20 protein-coding genes are annotated in these 21,766 nt (G+C 65.9%); 9 read left to right on the plus strand and 11 right to left on the minus strand.

The window, feature by feature from the left end; translation table 11 throughout:
* Positions 1-2: 2 nt before the first annotated feature.
* The 7 genes from cysK to hflK all read right to left on the minus strand — a co-directional run bounded on the left by cysK (position 3) and on the right by hflK (position 8,372).
* Positions 3-920, minus strand: a complete 918-nt coding sequence (cysK, locus tag NUH86_RS21490) for a cysteine synthase A (RefSeq protein WP_267252513.1) — start codon at positions 918-920, stop codon at positions 3-5.
* On the minus strand, positions 917-2,221 hold the full coding sequence (locus NUH86_RS21495; protein WP_267252514.1) for an MFS transporter: 1,305 nt from the start codon (positions 2,219-2,221) through the stop codon (positions 917-919). Before NUH86_RS21495 ends, cysK begins: the two co-directional genes overlap by 4 nt.
* Positions 2,222-2,550: 329 nt before the next feature.
* Positions 2,551-2,949 carry a hypothetical protein gene (locus tag NUH86_RS21500; protein ID WP_267252515.1) on the minus strand — a complete coding sequence of 133 codons (399 nt, stop codon included), beginning with the start codon at positions 2,947-2,949 and terminating at the stop codon, positions 2,551-2,553.
* 22 nt (positions 2,950-2,971) lie between these two features.
* Entirely contained in the window at positions 2,972-4,600 is a 1,629-nt protein-coding gene (locus NUH86_RS21505; protein ID WP_267253023.1) for a helicase HerA-like domain-containing protein, read from the minus strand.
* A gap of 183 nt (positions 4,601-4,783) precedes the next feature.
* A complete protein-coding gene (locus tag NUH86_RS21510) occupies positions 4,784-6,298 on the minus strand; it encodes a Do family serine endopeptidase (protein WP_267252516.1) in 1,515 nt (504 codons plus the stop codon).
* 110 nt (positions 6,299-6,408) lie between these two features.
* Entirely contained in the window at positions 6,409-7,254 is an 846-nt protein-coding gene (gene hflC, locus NUH86_RS21515) for a protease modulator HflC (RefSeq protein WP_267252517.1), read from the minus strand.
* Positions 7,254-8,372 (minus strand): FtsH protease activity modulator HflK, encoded by a 1,119-nt coding sequence (gene hflK / locus NUH86_RS21520; protein WP_267252518.1) that lies wholly within the window; start codon positions 8,370-8,372, stop codon positions 7,254-7,256. Before hflK ends, hflC begins: the two co-directional genes overlap by 1 nt.
* A 314-nt stretch (positions 8,373-8,686) precedes the next feature.
* Here hflK and NUH86_RS21525 point away from each other — a divergent pair, with 314 nt between their 5' ends.
* The 9 genes from NUH86_RS21525 to NUH86_RS21565 all read left to right on the plus strand — a co-directional run bounded on the left by NUH86_RS21525 (position 8,687) and on the right by NUH86_RS21565 (position 18,447).
* On the plus strand, positions 8,687-9,454 hold the full coding sequence (locus NUH86_RS21525) for an Mrp/NBP35 family ATP-binding protein (RefSeq protein ID WP_267253024.1): 768 nt from the start codon (positions 8,687-8,689) through the stop codon (positions 9,452-9,454).
* Positions 9,455-9,569: 115 nt separating this feature from the next.
* The gene (locus NUH86_RS21530; protein WP_267252519.1) at positions 9,570-10,004 is read left to right on the plus strand and encodes a CoA-binding protein; all 435 of its coding nucleotides are present in this window, start codon (positions 9,570-9,572) and stop codon (positions 10,002-10,004) included.
* Positions 10,005-10,043: 39 nt separating this feature from the next.
* Entirely contained in the window at positions 10,044-12,311 is a 2,268-nt protein-coding gene (locus NUH86_RS21535) for a molybdopterin cofactor-binding domain-containing protein (RefSeq protein WP_267252520.1), read from the plus strand.
* Positions 12,312-12,316: 5 nt separating this feature from the next.
* A complete protein-coding gene (hemH, locus tag NUH86_RS21540) occupies positions 12,317-13,288 on the plus strand; it encodes a ferrochelatase (RefSeq protein ID WP_267252521.1) in 972 nt (323 codons plus the stop codon).
* A gap of 33 nt (positions 13,289-13,321) precedes the next feature.
* Positions 13,322-14,044, plus strand: a complete 723-nt coding sequence (gene phbB, locus NUH86_RS21545; protein WP_267252522.1) for an acetoacetyl-CoA reductase — start codon at positions 13,322-13,324, stop codon at positions 14,042-14,044.
* A complete protein-coding gene (locus NUH86_RS21550) occupies positions 14,044-14,316 on the plus strand; it encodes a ribbon-helix-helix domain-containing protein (RefSeq protein ID WP_267252523.1) in 273 nt (90 codons plus the stop codon). Before phbB ends, NUH86_RS21550 begins: the two co-directional genes overlap by 1 nt.
* A gap of 86 nt (positions 14,317-14,402) precedes the next feature.
* Positions 14,403-16,796, plus strand: coding sequence for a TonB-dependent receptor (locus NUH86_RS21555; RefSeq protein ID WP_267252524.1), 2,394 nt, complete (start codon positions 14,403-14,405; stop codon positions 16,794-16,796).
* Between the two features lie 174 nt (positions 16,797-16,970).
* Positions 16,971-17,735, plus strand: a complete 765-nt coding sequence (locus tag NUH86_RS21560) for an energy transducer TonB (protein WP_267252525.1) — start codon at positions 16,971-16,973, stop codon at positions 17,733-17,735.
* Positions 17,736-17,763: 28 nt separating this feature from the next.
* Positions 17,764-18,447, plus strand: a complete 684-nt coding sequence (locus NUH86_RS21565) for a Fe2+-dependent dioxygenase (protein WP_267252526.1) — start codon at positions 17,764-17,766, stop codon at positions 18,445-18,447.
* A 153-nt stretch (positions 18,448-18,600) separates the two neighbouring features.
* On the opposite strand, the gene NUH86_RS21570 is transcribed toward NUH86_RS21565, so the two are convergent.
* The 4 genes from NUH86_RS21570 to NUH86_RS21585 form a co-directional block, all read right to left on the minus strand.
* Positions 18,601-19,473, minus strand: coding sequence for an FAD:protein FMN transferase (locus tag NUH86_RS21570; protein WP_267253025.1), 873 nt, complete (start codon positions 19,471-19,473; stop codon positions 18,601-18,603).
* 98 nt (positions 19,474-19,571) lie between these two features.
* A complete protein-coding gene (locus NUH86_RS21575) occupies positions 19,572-20,444 on the minus strand; it encodes a DUF4198 domain-containing protein (RefSeq protein WP_267252527.1) in 873 nt (290 codons plus the stop codon).
* Between the two features lie 16 nt (positions 20,445-20,460).
* Positions 20,461-20,976 (minus strand): DUF2271 domain-containing protein, encoded by a 516-nt coding sequence (locus tag NUH86_RS21580; protein ID WP_267252528.1) that lies wholly within the window; start codon positions 20,974-20,976, stop codon positions 20,461-20,463.
* 16 nt (positions 20,977-20,992) lie between these two features.
* Positions 20,993-21,637, minus strand: coding sequence for a PepSY-associated TM helix domain-containing protein (locus NUH86_RS21585; RefSeq protein ID WP_267252529.1), 645 nt, complete (start codon positions 21,635-21,637; stop codon positions 20,993-20,995).
* Positions 21,638-21,766 lie beyond the last annotated feature (129 nt).

The raw sequence follows: 21,766 nt of genomic DNA on the forward strand, positions 1-21,766 counted from the left end.
CCCTATTCAGGCAGGAAATCGGGCACCGACAAATAGCGTTCGCCGGTGTCATAGTTGAAGCCCAGAACGCGGCTGCCCGCCCGGAGTTCCGGCAGCTTCTGGGCGATGGCGGCCAGCGTCGCGCCGGAGGATATGCCGACCAGCACGCCTTCCTCCCGCGCGGCGCGGCGGGCATATTCCTTGGCGTCGGCGGGGTCGACCTGGATCACGCCGTCCAGCAACTGGGTGTGGAGGTTCGCCGGGATGAAGCCCGCGCCGATGCCCTGGATCGGGTGCGGGCCGGGCTGGCCGCCGCTGATGACATGGGACAGGGTCGGTTCGACCGCATAGACTTTGAGGTTGGGCCAGAGCGCCTTCAGCACCTGCGCCACGCCGGTGATATGGCCGCCGGTGCCGACGCCGGTGATCAGCGCGTCGAGGGGGGCGTCGGCGAAGTCGGCGGCGATTTCCTGCGCCGTGGTGCGGACGTGGACGTCGATATTGGCGGGGTTTTCGAACTGCTGCGGCATCCAGCTATCGGGCGTCTGCTCGACCAGTTCCAGGGCGCGCTCGATCGCGCCCTTCATGCCCTTTTCGCGGGGCGTCAGGTCGAAGCGGGCGCCATAGGCCAGCATCAGGCGGCGCCGTTCCAGGCTCATGCTTTCGGGCATGACCAGGACCAGCTTGTAACCCTTGACCGCCGCGACCATGGCCAGGCCCACGCCGGTATTGCCGGACGTCGGCTCTATGATGGTGCCGCCGGGTTTCAGGTCGCCGCACGCTTCCGCCGCCTCGATCATGGACAGGGCGATTCGGTCCTTGATCGACCCGCCGGGGTTGGACCGTTCGGACTTGATCCACACTTCGGCGTCACCGAACAGCCGGTTGACGCGGATATGCGGCGTGTTGCCGATGGTTTCCAAGATGCTGGATGCCTTCATTGCACTATCTCCTGGGTGGATTCGGCCATCTTTGTTTCAGGTGGGTCGAAGGTACGGGCAAGGCGGAGTTCTGGAAAGAGCTTCGCCCAGATGAGGGTTATCGCGATGGCGCCGATGCCGCCGCCGATCACCGCCGCGACCGGGCCGACCAGCGCGGCGAGGAAACCGGATTCCGCCTCCCCCAGTTCGTTGGAGGCGGAAATGGTGAGTTGCGACAGGCTGGACACGCGGCCGCGCATCTCGTCGGGGGTGTGAAGCTGGATCAGCGACTGGCGGACATAGACGGACACCATGTCGGCCGATCCCAGCAGGATCAGCGCGGCGATGCCGACTTCCGGCGCGATGTTGCGCGGCAGGAAGGCGGTGGCGCCGAAGACGATGGTGGCGATGCCGAACAGGATGACCGAACCCAGCATCTTGAGGCCGACCTCCGTCTTCATCGGGCGGAAGGAGAAGAAGAGGGCGGTGACGGCCGCGCCGATGCCGGGGGAGGCGGCCAGATGGCCGAGGCCCGCCGACCCCACATGCAATATGTCGCGGGCATAGACCGGCAGCAGCGCGGTCGCGCCCGCCAGCAGCACCGCGAACAGGTCCAGCGTGATGGTGGCCAGCACCAGCCGGTTGGTGCGGACATAGGTCAGGCCGTCGATCATCTGGCGCACCGGATGGCGGCTGGTGTCGCGGGGCGGCTGGGGCACCGGGCCGATCAGCATCATGCAGAGCAGGGCGACGGTGAACAGCGCCGACGCCAGCGCATAGGCGCCCCAGGGCTGGATGGCATAGGCATAGCCGCCCAACGCCGGACCCGCGATCATGCCCGCCTGCCAGACGACGCTGGAAATGGCGATGGCGTTGGGCAGCACTTCGCGCGGCACCAGATTGGGGGCGAGCGCGCTGTACGCCGGGCCGTTGAAGGCGCGGGCGACGCCGACGATGGCGGCGATGCCGAAGATCAGCGGCAGGCTGACCCAGCCCTCATAGGTCGCGAAGGCCAGGGTAGCCGAAGCCAGCACCAGCAGAAGCAGGGTCAGGCGGGTGATCCTGCGCCGGTCGAAATGGTCGGCCACCCAGCCGGTCACGGGCGTCAGGAAGAAGAGCGGCAGGAATTGCGCCAGGCCGATCAGGCCAAGCTGGGCCGCCGCGGCGCCCGTGCTCATCGTTTCGCGGGCGACATTATAGGCCTGCCACGCCAGCACGATCATCATGCCATATTGCGCCAGCACCGCCGTCAGCCGTCCCAGCAGATAGGCGCGGAAATTGCCGAAGCGCAGGGGATGGGCAGGGATGGAGGGGCGATGCATGGCCCTCTCCTTAGCGTTTGCGCGGCGCGTTTCGCAACCGCACCGGTAGAGAAAAGGCGCAGCAATATTTGGGGTGGGAAAGGTTGGGCTTTAGGCGGGGGATGGCCAGTCCAAGACATTCCTTCTCCCTTGAGGGAGAAGGATACAGAGCCTTGGCGACGAAGGAGCCTAGGCGGAGTTGGATGAGGGGGAGCGGGCCTGCGGCCCGCGCGATCCGTTGGATCGCAACCCCCTCACCCAGCTACGACTAAGGCAGCAAGCTGCCAGTCTGCGCAACCCTCTCCCTCAAGGGAGAGGGATTTGGAATGTCCGCTTCCCACCCAAATCGGTCAGTCTGGCGAGTGCAGCATGATCCCGCTCACCGATCCGTTGCGAACCGAGCAGACGAAGGGCACGGAGCGCCGGTCGCCAAGGGGGCCGACTTCGCCTTCCACTTCCCAGCCGGTGGACATGGTGCTGGCGGCGATCCGGCCCAGGATTTTCGTGCCGGGTCCAGCCTCTTCCCGTGCCTTGGCGGCGCAGGCGTTGCGGGCCGCCGTGGCGGTGTGGATCGCGCCATGGCCGGGTGAGGCATAGGGCTGGCGCCTGGCGTCACGCTCCGCCTGACGGTCGCGGGCGATGTCGCTGGCGATGGCGGCGTCGGCGGCGCGGTGCAGGTCGCGATAATCCTGCGCATGAGCGGGAACGGCGAACGCCAGCGCCAGGGCGGCGACGAGAATCTTCTGCATGACCTTCTCCTTTGCCGCAGCCCTATTTGAACAGGCTGCCCAATATGCCCCGCACCAATTGCCCCGCGATCCCGCCGGAGCTTTTGCGGCTGGACCCGCCGAACACGGCGCGTCCCAGTTCATTGGCGACCTGACGCCCGACCGTCGAGGCGGCGGAGCGGGTGGCGGACTGGATCGCCCTGTCGAAACCGGATGGCCTGGCGGCCTCCCGGGCGGCGGCGGCTTCCTGCCGGGCCTGTTCCTTGAGCTGGGCCTCGCGCTGCCTGGCTTCTATCTTGGCCTGTTCGGCGGCGGCCTTGTCGGCTTCGGCCTGCGCCTTGGAGGCCTGCGCGGCGGCGGCGGCCGCCTGCCCGCGCGCGGCCAGGATTTCCTCGGCGGATTCGCGGTCCAGGGTCGCGTCATATTTGCCCGCGCAGGGGGAGATGGACTGGATGATCGCCCGTTCCTTGGCATCGACCGGGCCGAGGCGGGATCGGGGCGGGGCGATCAGCGTGCGCTGGACGATGCCGGGCGAGCCGTCCTCCTGCAACAGCGACACCAGCGCCTCCCCCACCTTGAGTTCGATGATCGCGGTTTCGACGTTCAGGTCGGGATTGACGCGGAAGGTCTCCGCCGCCGCCTTGATCGCCTTCTGGTCGCGGGGGGTGAAGGCGCGCAGGGCGTGCTGGACGCGGTTGCCAAGCTGGCCCGCCACATCCTCCGGAATGTCGATCGGGTTTTGCGTCACGAAATAGACGCCGACGCCCTTGGAACGGATCAGGCGGACGACCTGTTCGATCTTGTCGGTCAGCGCCTTGGGCGCGTCGTCGAACAGCAGGTGGGCCTCGTCGAAGAAGAAGACGAGGACGGGCTTGTCCGGGTCGCCCACTTCGGGGAGGGTTTCGAACAGTTCGGACAGCAGCCAGAGCAGGAAGGTGGCGTAGAGCTTGGGGCTCTGCATCAGCTTGTCGGCGGCCAGCACGTTGACATAGCCGCGCCCCTTTTCATCGACCTTCAGCATGTCGTGAATGTCGAGCGCGGGTTCACCGAAGAAATGCGCGCCGCCCTGGCTTTCAAGCTGGAGCAACTGGCGCTGGATCGCGCCGACGCTGGCCTTGGTCACATTGCCATATCGGGCGGACAGACTGTCGGCATTTTCCGCGCAATAGGCGAGCATCGCCTGCAAATCGCCCAGGTCGAGCAGCAGCAGCCCTTCCTCATCGGCATATTTGAAGGCGATGGAGAGCACGCCCTCCTGCGTTTCGTTGAGGTCCATCAGGCGGGAAAGCAGCAGCGGCCCCATTTCGCTGACGGTGGTGCGGATGGGATGGCCCTGTTCGCCGTACAGATCCCAGAAGATGGCGGGGTTGTCGGCATAGCTGTAATTTTCAAGGCCGATTTCCTTGGCGCGGGCCACCAGCTTGTCGGCATTTTTGGCGGTGGGGGAGCCGGCCATGGAAATGCCGGACAGGTCGCCCTTCACATCCGCGAGGAAGACGGGAACGCCGAGCGCGGAGAAACTTTCGGCTATGCCCTGCAACGTCACGGTCTTGCCAGTGCCGGTCGCGCCCGCGATCAGGCCGTGGCGATTGGCCCTGCGCAGGTTTAGCGTCTGGGGGATGCCGCCATTCTTGTCCGGTGCGCCAAGGCCGATGAAAATGCCGTCGCTCATCTGCGTCATGCTCCCTCTTAGTGATTTCGAAGCAGGTGGAATCACCTGCTGGCTCGGAAATCACGGCAAACAACGACTCAAATATCATGGGCCGCGCCCGCCGGAGTCTGCCGTCCCCTTTGTAGAGGGGAGACAGGGTTTCCGGCAAGCGCGGCCCGTAACGATCCGCTGATTTTCAGACTGTTATTTATCGCGCAGGCGCACCGGCAGGAACACGGCGGGCTGGCCCCGGCGCAGCACCTGGAGCAGGATCGCGCTGCGGCCCTGGGACGACACCGCCTTCACCTGCGCATCCAGTTCCGCCTGGGTGGCGACCGGGCGGTTGTTGGCGGTGATGATCACGTCGCCCCGGCGCAGGCCCTTCGCGCCCGCGTCGGTCGAACCGTCGACGGCGGTGATCACGATGCCGCGCGTGTCGGTGGGAATGCCAAGCTGGCGGATGATGGTCGAGTTCAGCGGGATGGCGGAAATGCCGAGCGACTGTTGGGCCGCCTGGCCGCCGCTGGACTGGCCGTCCTGCTGCTGGCCGAAATCATCGTCCTGTTGCTGGGCGAAGGCGTTCAGCTCATCTTCCGACGGGCGTTCGCCCACCACGGCGGTCACGGTCTGGCGCTGGCCGTTGCGCAGCAGCACGATGGGCACGCGGCTGCCGATCGGCTGGTTGGCGACGATGGACGACAGATTCTGGTCCGGCGTGACTTCCTGACCGGCCACGCTGACGATCACGTCGCCTGCCTTGATCCCGGCCTTGTCCGCGCCCTTGCCCGGCTCCACGCCCTGCACGAATTCGCCGCGATTCTTGGCAAGGCCGAGCGAATCGGCCAGATCCTCGCCCAACGGGCTGATCTGGATGCCCAGATAGCCGCGCTTGACCGCCTGGCCCTTGCGCAGCGTGTCGACGATCGGCGCGGCCTGTTCGGACGGGATGGCGAAGCCGATGCCGACATTGCCGCCCGACGGCGAAAGGATCTGGCTGTTGATGCCGATCACATTGCCGCGCATGTCGAACATCGGGCCGCCGCTATTGCCCTGGTTGATCGACGCATCGGTCTGGATGAACTTGTCATAGGTGCCGCCGGTGCCGCGATGCACGGCGGAGATGATGCCCGCCGTCACCGTGCCCGAAAGCGCGAAGGGGTTGCCGATGGCGATCACCCAATCGCCCACCCGCGCCTTGGTGCTGTCGCCGAACTTGACGAAGGGCAGGGCTTTTTTCGGATCTATCTTCAGCACGGCGATGTCCGTCGCGGGATCGCGGCCGATCAGCCTGGCCGAATATTCCTCGCTATTGGTCAGCGTGACCGTGATGGAATCGACGCTGGCCCCTTCCGCGCCGGCGGACACCACATGGTTGTTGGTGACGATATAGCCGTCGGCCGAAATGATGAAGCCCGACCCCAGCGACTGGGCCTGCCGGGTCTGGGGCTTGCCGCCCTGTTGCCCCTGGCCGAATAGGTCGCCGAAGGGCGTGCCCGCGAAGGGGTTCTGCACCTGAACCCGCTGCTTGGTGGAGATGTTGACCACGGCGGGTTGCAGCTTTTCCACCATGTCGGCCAGGCTGGCGGGCGCGCCTGCGGGGGCAGCGGCCTGCATGCCTTCATTCTGCGCGACCTGCGCGCCGACATTGGAACTGGTCGTAACGGCGATGGCGGTGCCGCCGAGCAGCAGGGCGCCGGTAATGGCATAAGCGTAACGCACTCGTGACGGTCCTCTCATGAACTTGGCGAAGGAAAGGCGGGACTCTGCGCTGGGCTGGATGCGCCGCACTCCCTTAACCCTCATTGAATGACACTCGTTCCGTAATGAAATCAACGCCCCTGAAACTGTTTCAGGAAATCATTGTCGCGGGACAGGACCATGGAGGTCGCCCCCTGCTTGTCAGACGCGAAAGTATAGCGATAGGCCTGCATGGCGCGATAGAAATCGTAGAATTGCGGATCCTTGCCGAAACTGTCCGAATAGATGCGGGCGGCGTTGGCGTCCGCCTCTGCGCGGATGATCTGCGCCTGCTTGGCCCCTTGTGCGCGGATGGTGAGCGCTTCCTGCTCGCGCGCGGTGCGCATGCGGGTGAAGGCGCTTTCCAGCGGCGCGCCGTCGGGCAGGTCGGCGCGCTTGATGCGCACATCCACGATCTGCGCGCCATATTGGCGGGCGACGCGGTTCAACCCCGCTTCGATATTGTCCATCACCTGCCCGCGTTCGGGGCTGAGCAGCGCGGCGAAGGGCCGCTTGCCCAGTTCGTTGCGCAGCGCGGAGCCCAGGATCGGGCGCAGCGCGTCGGACACCCGCTCCTCGCTGCCCGCCGCGATATACATGCGCAGCGGATCGACGATGCGGTAACGGGCGAAGGCGTCGACCTGCAGGCGCAACTGGTCGGTGGACAGCACCTGCTGGCGCTCCATCTCCACCGACAGCACGCGCTTGTCGATCCAGACGACCTGGTCGATGAACGGCCAGCGCAGGATGATGCCCGCGCCGGTCTTGCCGAAATCCTCGTTCGGGCGGTAACGGTTGATGATCTTCTTGGGATCGCCGAAGCGCACGATCACGCCCTGCTTGGTTTCGGGCACGATGGCGATGGTGCTGCCCAGCAACAGCAATGCCGCGATGGCGAGCAGCGCGAGCGCGACGGGATGGCGGACAAGGCTCTGCATCACTGGCCCTCCCCGGCGGCGGCGCCTTGCGCGGCGCTGGCCTGCGCCCGGCGCTTGATTTCGGGCAGCGGCAGGAACGGCGTCACATTGCCGCTTTCGACGATGGTCTTGTCGACGTTCGACAGGACGCCCTCCATGGTTTCATAATACATGCGGCGGCGGGTCACGTCGGGCGAGAGCTTGTACTGCTCATAGACCTTGTCGAACGCGGCTGCCTCACCCTGGGCCTTGGCCGTCACCTGCTGCGCGGCGGCGCGGGCTTCGTTGAGATAGGTCTGGGCGGTCTGCTGCGCGGCGGACACGGCCTTGAACGCATCGTTGACGGCGGTGGGCGGGTCGGCCTGCTTGATGGCGACACCCTGCACGAGGATGCCGGACCGGTAGCCGTCCAGTATTTCCTGCATCCGCTGTTCGACCTGCTGCTCGATCTCCGTGCGGCCTGCGCCCAGCGCATCCTCCAGGCTGACGCTGGCGACGACGGATCGCATCGCGCTTTCCGCGACTTCGCGGACCGAGGAGTCGGGATCGGAAAGCTGGAACAGATAAAGTTCCGGGCTGCGGATGTTCCAGCGCACCGAATAGGCAAGGTCGATGATGTTCTGGTCGCCGGTCAGCACCAGATTCTCGCTCTCCGCCCGCGTCGAGCCGACGTCGATGGCGCGGATTTCCTCCACGTCGACGGTCGTCACATTTTCCAGCGGCGCGGGCAGGGTCAGGCTGATGCCGGGGGAGAGGGTGCGGCTATATTTGCCCAGCAGCGTGACGACGCCGCGCTCCTGCGGGCCGACGCGGTGGAAACAGGTCAGCACCAGCCACAGCACGACCAATATGCCGATGGCCGCGGGCCACAACGCCTTGCCGGAGGGGCGGGGCGGCAGGTTGCCGAAGCCGCCGCCGCCCCCGCCCTGGCCGAAGCTTTCCTTGCCGCGGCGCAGCAGTTCCTCGATCGCGGAAGGCCCCTTGGCGCCGGGGCGTCCGGGTTGCGTCCAGGGATTGCGCGGGCCGCCCTCGCCCCCCTTGTCCTGGCCGTCGCCGTCCGGCCCGTCATTCTTGCCGCCCCAAGGGCCCTGGGCCATGGCGCTTGCAATAGCCGGCATCCACCCGAAAATTCTCTTCATCGCTCCTCTATAGGAAGGCTTTCCCGCGAAAAACAGTGCCCTTCGTCAGGATTATTGTTTCGGATGATGTCGTGACCCGTTTCGCTCCGGGACGAACGGCATTACATGGCGCTTCCATGACCGACCTTGAAGATTTCGCCGCCCGCCTGAAAACGCTGACCGACGGGCGCGCCAGCGCGCCGCGGCTGAAGGATGGGGTGATCACGCTGGCGCTGGACGTGGCGGGCCTGTCGCCGGAGCAGCGCGACGCCGTGGCCGCCGCCATCCGCGAGGGCGCGCTGACCGTGCCGGGCGTCAGCGACGTGCGCATCGCCATGACGGCGGAGCGCAAGCCGCTGAGGATCATCGCCGTCGCGTCGGGCAAGGGCGGGGTGGGCAAATCGACCCTGTCGGCCAATCTGGCGGTGGCTTTGCAGCGGCTGGGGGTGAAGGTCGGGCTGGTCGACGCCGATATTTACGGCCCATCGCAGGCGCGGCTGATGGCGAGCGAGGACAGGAAGCCGCAGGCCAAGGACAAGCAGTTGATCCCCGTGCAAAGCCCGTTGGGCATTCCGATGCTGTCGATGGGCCATCTGGTGGAGCCGGGCAAGGCGCTGGCCTGGCGCGGGCCGATGGCGGGCAATGCGCTGGCGCAACTGATCGACGCGGACTGGGGCGATGCGGAGGTGCTGATCGTCGACATGCCGCCGGGCACGGGCGACGTGCAATTGTCGATGGTGCAGAAGCATAAGCCCGCCGGGGCGGTGATCGTGTCGACGCCGCAGGATCTGGCGCTGATCGACGCGACGCGGGCCGTCAGCCTGTTCGAACAGACTGAGGTGCCGATGATCGGGCTGGTGGAGAATATGGCGGGCTATGCCTGCCCCCATTGCGGGGAACTGTCCGACCCCTTCGGTCAGGGCGGCGCGGAAGCCGCCGCCGGGGAGATGGGCATGGCTTTCCTGGGCCGCATTCCGCTGGCCATCGAGATTAGGCGCCGGTCCGATGCGGGCGATCCTCCGGCGGCGGGGGACGATGTGCATGGCGTGGCCTTCCGCGCGATTGCCGAGAAGGTGGCGGCGTGGTTGAGAGGTGGGCGCTGAAGCCTTTCCACCATTTTACCCGTCATCCCAGCCTTCGCAGGGATGACGGAAGGAGGGAACGTCTTGCGTCCTTCCTGCGTCCTTCCCATGTCGAAAGAAATGAGGAGGCTGGCCGATGCCACTTACCCAAGCGCAGGATATCGCCGATCTGTTGAACGAAACCCGCACCATAGCGCTGGTCGGCATTTCCGACCGGCCCGACAGGCCAAGCTATGGCGTCATGAAAACCCTGCAGGACCATGGCTATCGCGTCCTGCCGGTCAATCCGCAGATTGCGGGCGAGCATGTCCATGGCGAGTTCGTCTGGGCGAGACTGTCGGACATTGGCGTGCCCATCGACATGGTCGACATCTTCCGCCGCAGCGAGGCGGCGGGGGAAGCGGTGGACGACGCCATCGCCGCCGGGGCGAAGGCGGTATGGATGCAGTTGGCCGTGGTGAATGAAGCCGCCGCCGCCCGCGCCGAGGCAGCCGGCCTCAAGGTGGTGATGGACCGCTGCCCGGCTATCGAGATACGCCGCCTCCAGCTTGAGCCGGTCGGCTCGCAATAGGGCTTTCCAGAGCTTCCAAGCCTCTTTATCAGCAGTCTCATGGGGCGCGCACCGCGGAAGCAGGGTCAGCAGACGGAAAAGGGCTTGAACCGGCGCACGCTGCTGATCGGCGGGGGCGCGGCGGCGGGGTTGCTGCTGGCATGGGCGGTCTGGCCGCGTGCCTATCGCCCCAATCTTAACACCGCGCCGGGCGAAACCGCCTTCAACGCCTTCCTCAAGATCGACCGGTCCGGGCAGGTCATCGTCATCGTGCCGCAGGCGGAGATGGGGCAGGGGGTCAGCACCCTGCTGCCGCAGATATTGGCGGATGAGTTGGGCGCGGACTGGCGCACCGTGGGGGTGCAGAGCGCGGCGGTCGGACCGCTCTATGCCAATACGCTGCTGGCCCGTGAATGGCTGGCCAATGACTGGAGCAGGCTGGCGGGCGAGGCGGGCGACTGGACCATCGATCAATATGCGACCCGCAGTGCGTTGATGCTGACCGGCGCGGGCACCTCCATTCCGATGTTCCACCAGGCCTATCGGGAGGCGGGCGCGGCGGCGCGGGTGTTGCTGTGCAAGGCGGCGGCGGCGCGCTGGGACGTGGCGTGGGAAAGCTGCGACATCCAGAATGGCATCATCTCCGACGGGGGGCAGCGCAGGCTGAAGCTGGGCGAGGTGGCGGAGGATGCCGCGACTTTCGACCTGCCCGACATATTGCCATTTCGTCAGGGCGATGTGGACCGGCTGGCGGGGCAGGAGCTTCCCCGGCTGGACACGCCGTCCAAGATCGACGGCAGCCATAATTTCGCCGCCGACATCCGCCTGCCGGACATGGTCTTCGCCTCGATCCGGCAGGGACCGATCGGGGACGCCGTGCTGAAAAGCGTCAATGAGGGCGCGGCGAAATCCGTCACCGGCTTCCTGAAGCTGGTCCGGCGGGAGCGTTGGGTGGCGGCGGTCGCCAGCAACTGGTGGGCGGCGAACAAGGCGCTGGACCTGGCCGATCCGCTGTTCGAACTATCCGGCAGGCCGGTGGACAGCGCGGGGATGGAGGCGGCGCTGGAGCAGGCCTTTTCCGGTTCCGGCGAGCGGCTTTATGCGCGGGGCGATTTGAAGCCGCTGTTCGAGGATGCGACCATCCTTGCCAGCGAATATCGGGTGCGGCCCAGCCTGCATCTGGCGATGGAGCCGATGTCCGCCACGGCGCGGATCGGCGACGATGGGGCGGAGGTGTGGATGGCGACGCAGGCGCCCGGCCTGGCCCGCGCCGCCATCGCCAGGGCGCTGGGGCTGCCGGCGGGGGCGGTGACGCTCTATCCGCTGCATGCGGGTGGCGGCTATGGGCGGCGCATGGATTTCGAGGCGGGGGTGCAGGCGGCGCTGCTTTCCCGCGAGATGGGGCGTCCCGTGCAATTGCTCTGGTCGCGGCTGGAGGATGTGATCCAGGACCGGCCCGGCGCACCCGCCCATGCGCGGATGGCGGCCAAGCTGGGCCGCAGCGGCGCTATCGAGGGGTGGTCGGCGAAGGTCGCCGCCCCCTGCGCCATGAGCCAGACATGGGCGCGGATCGCCGATGGCAAGCCGCCGCATGAAGCCAGCGCGGAGGCTGCGGGGGTATCGACCCGGCTGGCGGTGGCGGGCATGGAACTGCCCTATGCGGTGCCCAACTGGGCGGTCGATCATTTCCCCGCCGATGTCGGCCTGCCGCTGGGTTTCACGCGGGGCAACGCGCATCTGCACGGCGCCTTCTTCACCGAAAGTTTCATCGACGAACTGGCGCATCAGGCGCGGATGGAGGCCATGTCCTTCCGTATCCAGATGCTGGGCGGCAACCCCCGGCTGGCGCATTGCCTGACCACCGTGGGCGCCATGGGGGGCTGGCAGGGCGGTGTCGAGGGAAGCGGGCAGGGGCTGGCCGCGCATGTCATGAACAGCGCGTTCATCGCGGTCATGGTGGAGGCGGGCATAACCGAGGGCAAGTTGCAGGTCGGGCGGATCGTCGCCGCCGTCGACGGCGGGGAGCAGGTCAATCCCGATATCGCCCGGCAGCAGGTCGAGAGCGGACTGATCCATGGGTTGGCGATGGCCATGGGGGCGTCCGTGCCCTATGCGAAGGGCATGCCGACGCGGGCGATATTGGGCCGCATGGGCCTGCCGCGCCTGGGGGACATAGGGGAAGTGACCGTCGAACTGATCCGCAGCACCGCGCCGCCCGCCGGGCTGACCGACCTGGGCGCGCCCGTGGTCGCGCCCGCGGTCGCCAACGCGCTGTTCACCACGACCGGGCGGCGATTCCGCAGCCTGCCGCTGCTGATGGAAGGATGAGGGCCATGGGCGGGATCGGCATATTGGTCATCAATCTGGGCACGCCGGACGGGCCGGACCCGGCGTCGGTACGGCGTTATCTGGCCGAATTCCTGTCCGATCCGCGGGTGGTGGAAATCCCGCAACTGATCTGGCAGCCGATATTGCGCGGCCCGATCCTGCTGACCCGGCCCAGGAAATCCGCCCATGCCTATCGTCAGGTGTGGATGGAGGAGGGGTCTCCGCTCGCCGTCTACACCCGCGACGCGGCGCGGGGGTTGCAGGAAAGGCTGGGGCCTGCCGCGATGGTCGATTGGGCGATGCGCTATGGCAATCCCTCCATCGGCTCGCGGCTGGCGGCGATGATCGGGGCGGGGTGCGACCGCATCCTGCTGGCGCCGCTCTATCCCCAATATTGCGCGGCGACGACGGCCACCGCGCTGGACGCCGCCTATGCGGCGCTGGCGAAGATGCGGGCGCAACCGGCCATCCGCACCCTGCCGCCCTATTACGCCGATCCGGATTATATCGAGGCCCTGCGCGCATCGACGCAGGCGCAACTGGCCGCGCTGGATTTCGCGCCGGACCTGCTGATCGCCAGCTTCCACGGCATGCCGGAGCGGACGCGGCAATTGGGCGATCCCTATCGCGACCAGTGCGTGGAGAGCGCCCGTCTGCTGGGACAGGCGCTGGGGCGGGAGGTCCGGGTCACGTTTCAATCGCGCTTCGGCCCTGCGAAATGGCTTGGCCCGGCGACCGATGCGGTGTTGCGCCAGCTCCCGTCCGAAGATGTCCGGAATGTTGCTGTCCTGACTCCCGGCTTTTCGGCGGATTGCCTGGAAACGCTAGAGGAAATCGCCATTCGCGGCAAAGAGGAATTTATCTCTTCCGGTGGTAATAATTTTGTCCATTTGAGTTGTTTGAACGCTTCTCCGGACGCTATGAATCTATATGAGAATCTGGCCCGTCGCGAACTGGCCGGCTGGTTGGAGAGGTGAGTTTCGTCCAGTTTTTTCTTGAGGAGAGCCACAATGAGCAAAGTTGCAGTCGTCACGGGCGGAACACGTGGTATTGGCGAGGCGATCAGCCTGGCGCTCAAGGAAATGGGGTTCACGGTCGCCGCCAACTATGGGGGCAACGACGCCAAGGCCCAGGCCTTTTCCGACAAGACCGGAATCGCATCCTTCAAATGGGATGTGGGCGATCATCAGGCCTGCCTGGACGGGTGCGCGCGGGTGGCCGAAGCGCTTGGCCCGATCGATGTCGTGGTCAATAATGCCGGCATCACGCGGGACGGCGTGCTGGCGAAGATGAGCTTCGACGACTGGAACGAGGTGATGCGCATCAACCTTGGCGGTTGCTTCAACATGGCGAAGGCGACCTTTGAGGGGATGCGCGGGCGCGGCTGGGGCCGTTTCGTCAATATCGGATCGATCAACGGGCAGGCGGGCCAATATGGCCAGGTCAACTATGCCGCCGCCAAATCCGGCATCCATGGCTTCACCAAGGCGCTGGCGCAGGAAGGCGCGAAATATGGCGTCACCGTCAATGCCATCGCGCCCGGCTATATCGATACGGACATGGTCGCGGCCGTTCCCCCGGCGGTGCTGGAAAAGATCGTCGCCAAGATTCCGGTCGGCCGCCTGGGCCATGCCGATGAAATCGCGCGCGGCGTCGCCTTCTTTTGCAGCGAGGATGGCGGTTTCGTGACCGGCAGCACGCTGTCGATCAATGGCGGGCAGCATATGTACTGATGGAAGGGGCGACCGACCCTGAGGATGAGGCGTCGGCGCCCTCGCCCTTCGCGCCGCCGGTCAAGCGCAGCGTGACCATTGCGGGCCATCAGACCGCCATCAGTCTGGAACCGATATTCTGGGAAGCCCTCCGCGCCGCCGCCGCGCGCGTGGGCTTGCCCGTCAATGCGCTGATCGCGCGCATCGACGTGGCGCGCATGGCGGCGGCGACGCCCCCCAATCTGGCGAGCGCGATCAGATGCTGGCTTTTCAGGGATATTATGCGGCCATAAAACAATAATTATTCGCAATAGCATTGACTCTGCGAACCAGTCGCAATAGCAGGCGCCCCTGAGTTATAAAAAAGGGGATCTGTTTCATGTCCAAAGCACTGTCACGACCATCCTTCCTGGCGCTGAGCTGCGTCGGCGCGATGGCGTTCGCCTCCGGCGTGCAGGCGCAGGAGGGTGCGCAGGGCGCCAAGCTGGGCGGAATGACGGTCACCGACACGGCGATCGACGAATCGCCGATCAAGGTCGAGAAGGCCGAGTCGCCCAAATATACCCGCCCGCTGCTCGACACGCCGCAGACCATCACGGTGATCAACAAGGAAACGATCCAGCAGCAGAACCTGCTGACGTTGCGTGACGTGCTGTCGACTGTGCCCGGCATCACCTTCGGCGCGGGCGAGGGCGGCTTCGGCTATGGCGACCGCATCATCCTGCGCGGCCAGGACGCGAAGAACGACGTCACGGTCGATGGCGTGCGCTCCGGTGCGTTCCTGAACCGCAACGAAGTCTATAATATCGAACAGGTCGAGGTCACCAACGGCGCCAATTCGGTCATGAACGGCGGCGGATCGGTCGCCGGAACGATCAATCTGGTGACGAAGCGCCCCCTGGCCGACGACCGGACGATCCTGAACGCGGGCATCGGCACCGACAATTATTATCGCGCCACCGTCGACGCCAACAAGCGCGTCAATGATCTGGTCGCGGTGCGCCTGAACGCCGTCTATCACCGCAACGACGTGCCGGGCCGCGATGTCGAGGATTATGAGCGCTGGGGCATCGCGCCCGCCGTCACCTTCGGCATTGACGGGCCGACCAGCCTGACGGTTCAGGGCGAATATCTGGATGACAAGGCGATGCCGCAATATGGCGTCCGCTACTATCCCGATCAGGGCGGCATCCTGGATGAGTTCGACCGCGAGGGCTATTATGGGTTCGCCAATATCGACCGGCAGGACAGCAAGACGAAGTCGTTACAGGCGATTTTTTCCCATGCGTTCAGCGACACGCTGAAAATCCGCAACCTGACGCGGTATGAGAATATAAGCCAGCATACCGTCACGAGCCAACCCAATGGCGACTTCTGCCTCTCCACGGGGGTCCAGCCCAGCGGAGCGGCCTGTCTTGCGACCGTGCCCCCCGGCTATTTCATGCCGAACCGGGGCAATGGCCGGGGCAATACGCGCTTCATCAAGAATGAGACCGCCTATACGCAATTCGACCTCAGCGCCGATTTCGACACCGGCGGCGTCGGCCATACGCTGGTGCTCGGCGCATCGGCGCTCTGGGAAAAATACAACCAGTTGAACGGCAACATCATCCGCAACGCGGACGGTTCCAATCCGTTCGCAACCGCCTATCCGCTGGTGAACATTTCCAATCCGGGCGAATTCATCACTGGCCCGGCTGGCTTCACCTATGGCCGCAACATCTATGAAGGGCCGATCAACTTCATCCGGTCCGGCCGTAATCTGGGCGAGCAGACCAGCTATGCCGCTTATCTTTTCGACACGCTGAAATTCGCCGACTGGTTCGAGATCAACGGCGGTCTGCGGTATGAAAAGGCCAAGGGCTGGAACCGGAACGTCACTTATGACGCTACGGCCGGCTCCGCCACGCTCGGCGATCCGACCGGCGTATCGGCGGCGACCCGCATCGACGATACGCTCTTCTCCTACCGCGTGGGCGCGGTGGTGAAGCCGACGCAGGCCACCAGCCTCTATGTCGCCTACGGCAATTCCAAACTGCCCTCCAAGGCGTCGGTCGATGGAAGCTGCACGGTAACCGATGCCGACAACCAGGTCGGCACCTGCTTCCTAAAGCCGGAAACGACGGAAAATTACGAGATCGGCGCGAAGGCCGAACTGTTCGACCGGCAGTTGCTGCTTTCCGTTTCCCTGTTCCGCAACGACCGGAACCAGATCAAGCTCGCCTCGGGGGATCCCACGGTGCCCAACCAGGTGCTGGACGGCAAGCAGCGGGTGGAGGGCTTCTCCTTCGGCGCGTCGGGCAACATCACCCCGAACTGGACGATATCGGCCAACTACATGTATCTGAAGGCGAAGATCCGGCAGGGCGTCTCCGACTTCTGCCTGGCCAATCCGGGTCAGGGCGGTTGCACCAACACGCCCACCGATCCCGATCCCACGGCCCGCACGCTGCTGCCCAACACGCCGAAGCATTCCGGCAGCCTGTTCACCACCTACCGCTTCGACTTCGGGTTGGAACTGGGTTACGGCATCACCTACCAGGGCAGCTTCCAGCTCAACCCCACGGCGGCGGCGATCTACAGCGTGCCCAGCTACACCATCCACCGCTTCATGGCCTCCTATCCGATCACGGAGAATCTGAAGGCGCAGGTGAACGTCCAGAATTTCACGAACGAGAAATATGTGACGACGGTACGCAACAATCTGAACAACAGTTGGGCGCAGCCGGCCCCGACGCGGTCGGCGGTGTTCAGCCTCAACTATCAGTTCTGACCCATATTCCTCCCCCCGGCATTCGTCCCTTGCCGGGGGAAACGGGCGGGCGGCGATGCACTCCTCTCCTCCTCGGGTCGCCGCCCGTCCGGTCCCTTTTAAAGATGCGATTGAGTTGCAATAGGATTCGCGTTATGGGGCCTCTCGCCCGCAGGGCCGCAAAGGGGATCAGGCATGCTTCGCGTAGCGGATAGATTTGTGGAAGAGGCGGCGGACGACCCGTTCGTCTCGTCTCCCGTCGCCCTGCCTTCCAGGCCCATCGCGCCCCCCCCATTCGACGCTGCTCCCGCTCGCTATGGCGCGCGGCGTGGGCTGAACTACCCGGCCGTCCTTGTCATCGTCCTGCTTCACGCTGTTCTTATCACGGCGCTGGTTCAGGCCCGGCATCATGTTCAGCGGGCGCGGGAAGCGCGCTTGTCGGTCGTGAACCTGATGCCGCCGCCGCCTCCGCCGCCATCTGCGGAGGAGCCTCCGCCCCCGCCCCAAACCAAGATCGTCGCGCCGCCGCCCCTGGTGCAAGTGCCCTTGCCGCCCATATCGACCGTGGCGACCACGCCGGATATCGTGCCTCCAGCACCGCCCGCTCCCCCCGTCGCGGTTTCCGCGCCGCCCGCGCCCGCGGCGGCGGCCATGGGTTCCAGCGTCGTCCAGGGCGGCGATCTGGGCGCGCAGATGGTCGCGGGCAAGCCGCCCCGCTATCCGGTCGAGAGCCGTCGCAAGCGTGAGCAGGGGACGGTCGTCCTGGCGCTGACGCTGGGCGTGGATGGCGCGGTGGAGAGCCTGTCCATCGCCCAGAGCAGCGGTTTTCCACGGCTGGACAATGCCGCACGCGACGCGGTGCGCGGTTGGCGGTGGAAGCCCGTGATGCGCGACGGCCAGGCGGTTCGGGTCAAGGGCGTGGTCGAAATTCCCTTCATTCTGCGCAGCGGGACGGAGTGAGCGGCATGACCTGTTTGCATTTATCGGCATGCTGACCGTCATTCCCGAACTGCTGGATGCCGATAGCGTGCGGCGCGTGCGCGGGCTGATCGATGCGGCGCAGTGGGTCGACGGCAATGTCACGTCCGGGTACCAGTCGGCCCTGGCCAAGCGCAACCTGCAATTGCCCGAAGATTGCGCGGAGGCGCGGCAGGCGGGGCAGGTCGTGCTGGATGCGTTGGGCCGGTCGCCCCTCTTCATCGCCGCCGCCCTGCCGCTCAAGATATTTCCGCCGCTGTTCAACAGCTATGCGGGCGGGCAGGCATTCGGCACCCATGTCGACAATGCGGTGCGGATTCAGGCCGGGACCGGCTTTCGCGTGCGGTCGGACCTGTCGATCACCATCTTTCTGGAGGAGCCGGAAAGCTATGATGGCGGCGAACTGACGGTCGAAACCAATTTCGGCGTGCAGCGGGTGAAGCTGGCCGCGGGGCATGCGGTGCTCTATCCGTCATCCTCGCTGCACCGGGTGGAGCCGGTGACGCAAGGGCGGCGGGTGGCGAGCTTCTTCTGGCTCCAGTCGATGGTGCGGGACGATGCGGCGCGGCAGATGCTGTTCGACCTCGACAGCAGCGTTCAGGCGCTGGCGGGCGATCTGGGGCATGACCATGCGCAGGTCATCCGGCTGACCGGCGTATATCATAATTTGTTGCGGCGGTGGGCCGACGCCTGATTGCGATAAGGGGCGGTCGGGCGGCGGAAAGCTGTGATGGGGCAGGTGGTCAATAACGGACATTAGATATCCGTTCGCCCTGAGCGAAGTCGAAGGGCTCTGCTGAGCGGAGGCGAAGCATGGAAGCCTCGCTCCGCTCTCCACCCAAATCGCTCAATCCAGCATCGCCGCCAGCGCGGGCGTCATATATTCCTGGCCGCCTGTTGCCGTCCGCCGGATCAGGCATGCGGCGATGCCGTGGCGGGTGGCGAGGGCCATGCCGCGTTCGTGGCCCAGGACGGTAATCGCGGTGGCCCAGGCGTCGGCCAGCATGGCGCTTTCGTGGAACAGGGTGACGGAAGCCACGTCATTGGCGATCGGCGCGCCGGTGGCCGGGTCCATGCTGTGGGAGAGGCGCTTGCCGCCTTCCTCGCGGAAGCGGCGATAGTCGCCGGAGGTGGCGACCGACAGGCCGCAGAGCGCGATGCGCAGCGTGGGGAGCGGCAGGCCCGGAGGGGCCTCCACATCGACCCACCAGGGCTGGAGGTCGGGCTTGACCCCCTGTCCCCGCAATTCGCCGCCAATCTCTATCAGGAAATGCGCCGCGCCGAGCCCTTGCAGGGCCGCCGCCACGGCGTCCACCGCAAAGCCCTTGGCGATGCCGGAAAAGTCCAGCGTCACGTCGGCGGTGCGGCGGGCGCGGTCGCCTTCGACCTCTATGGCGGTCCAGGGCGAGGGGTGGCTGGGCGTAGCGGACAGGCCGGTTAGGCCGTCCGGGCCGAAGCCCCACATGGCGACGACGCGGCCTATCGCCGGATCGAACGCTCCGTCCGACAGCCGCGCCATGTCCAGGCCCGCGCGCAGCACCGTCAGCATGTCGGCGGGGAGCGGCATCCACTGGCCGACCGGCGTCCGATTGAAGCGGCTGATGGCGGATTCCGGCTCCCAGTTGCTCATTTGCCCGATGGTCCGCGCGAGCACCGCTTCGATCGCGGCGGCGGTGTCAGGGGGGGCGTCGACGACACGGGCCGACCATGTGGTTCCCATGGTCGGCCCACCGAAACTGGAAATCGTCCCCCGCCGGTCCATCCCCTCGAACAGGTCGGGCGACAGACCGGGTGGAATGGCGATGCGCATGCTTCGCGTCAGGGCGCCAGCACCTCCAGCGTCGTGACATAGGCGGCGCGGCGTTGCGGCGGACCGGCCGGGCGCGGCGGCGGGGCGGCGCCCTCGGCCGGTTTCGCGCCTTGCTGCGCGGCCGGGCCGCCCTCCCGTCCGCCGCCCAGCGATGCGTTCAGCCAGTACATGCCCGGCTGCGGCCAGGTGATCGCGACCTTGCCATCCTTGTCGGCTACCAGGTCCATCTGGTTCAGCGCGTCGCGATAGCGGATGCCGCCGGGGACGACCGTCACCTTCAGCCCGGCCGCGGGCTTGCCGTCCAACAGGAACTGGAACGTCGCCGCCTCGCCCGACACAAGATCGTTGGGATGCGTCACCGGCACCAATTCTATCCCCACTCCGGTCGGCTTGAACAGGTTGTTCGTCGGCGCGCCCAGGGTCACGAAAATCTCGTTGCGGTTGGACGTTTCGGCGGTTCGCACGTCGGTCGCGCCGGCTGGGACGATGCTGGCCAGCTTGTCCTTGGTGGTGTTGCGCGGCAGGCGCTCCTGCTTGCCGTTCAGCATATAGCTGCCCACGATCCCGTTCGAAACTGTCGCGATGCGGTAGGTGCCCGGTTTCGTCAGATGGACGTCGAAGGTCGACCGGTAGCGGCCCTTCGCGGCATTCTCAATCTTGCCGGCCGCGCCGTCCGGCTCGGTCACGACGATATTGTCGGTGCCGATCGGCATATGTTCGAAATAAAATATGTCATTGGAAACGGCGGCATCCACCGTGACCCAGCTTTCGTCGCCCGAAAGGCTGGTGGACGACGGCAGCATCCATTGCCGGTGCGCCTGCGCGGGAGCCGACGCCATCAGCGCGACCAGCGCGCCTGCGATCAGAAATTTGGCCTTCATATCATGCATCCCCATTTTACTTGCCGACAGTGAAGCTGACGGTTCCCAATTCGCTGCTGCCCTTGGCCGACACCCCGGCATTGGCGCGCAAGGGCCAGGCGAAGGGCAGTTTCACGATTTCCCGGCCCCCCACTTCGCGCGCGGCCTCCACCACCAGCGTGTAATTGCCGGGGGTCAGTTTTCCGACGGGCAGGCTGGCCTTTTGCGGGCCTGGCGCGCGGGTCGCGCCCGACACGCCGTCGGCCGGGAAGCGCATCGACCGGCCCGATACCCGCCACCATTGGCGTATGTCGCGCAGCCATTTCGTGCCTTCGCCCTTGGCCTTGTCGACATCGTACCAGACCGCGAGGGTGCGCGCCGGGGCGCCCTCCTTTTCCAGCCAGATCGCCACATAGGGGCGGTGATATTCGGCCACCGACAGGCGCGGCAGGGTGACCGTGACGTCCAGCGTCTGCGCGGTCGCGGGTGTGGCAAGGGCGGTCGCCGCGCTCAGGATGCCGCCGGTCAGGACGATCTTGTGGCTGATCTGCATGAGGTGAGAAAATTCCTTAGTGGATGAAGATGATGGCGAGGATCGCCGGAATGGCGAGGCCCATGGCGACCAGCGGCCAGGTGGTCGGCCGCTTCCTGGCATGCAGCCAGAGCAGCAGCAGGCCGGTGAGCGCGAAGAGGAAGCAGGCGACGGCGAAGATGTCGATGAACCATTTCCACACGTCGCCCGCGTTGCGGCCCTTGTGCAGGTCGTTCAGATAGCTGATCCATCCCCGGCTGGTCGCTTCGCTGGCGACTTCGCCGCTATGCCGGTCGATCGACACCCAGCCGTCGCCGCCCGGACGCGGCAGGGCCAGATAGACCTCGTCCGCCGACCATTCCGCCTCGCCCTTTCCGCTCTGGCCGATCTGTTTTTCCACCCATGCCGCGATGGGGGCGGGAAGCGGCTTTTTCGCGTCGGGACCGTCATCGGGCGCGACCTGCTTCAGCAAGGCGGGCGGCAGGGTGGCGGATTTGGTGATCGTCTGCGGCGACCCCTCCACATCGGCGGCATGGTTCAGCGTGATGCCGGTGAAGGCGAACAGCAGCAGGCCGATCAGGCTGATGGCGGAACTCACCCAATGCCAGGTGTGAAGCTGTTTCAGCCAGAAGGCCTTGGGGCTCTTCTTCTTGTTCGGCTGAGCGCGGACGGGAGCGTGCATCGGGAGTGAGACGAGTCCTGTTTGGGATGAGGCCGGTTGCATAACGCGAACGACTCGCAATTGCAAACCTGGCGCTGAATGAAATTTCTATCAGCATATACCGGGGGCGCTGGGCCGGGGGCGGTCATG

It is taken from the genome of Sphingobium sp. JS3065 (assembly GCF_026427355.1).
Taxonomy (GTDB): Bacteria; Pseudomonadota; Alphaproteobacteria; order Sphingomonadales; family Sphingomonadaceae; genus Sphingobium.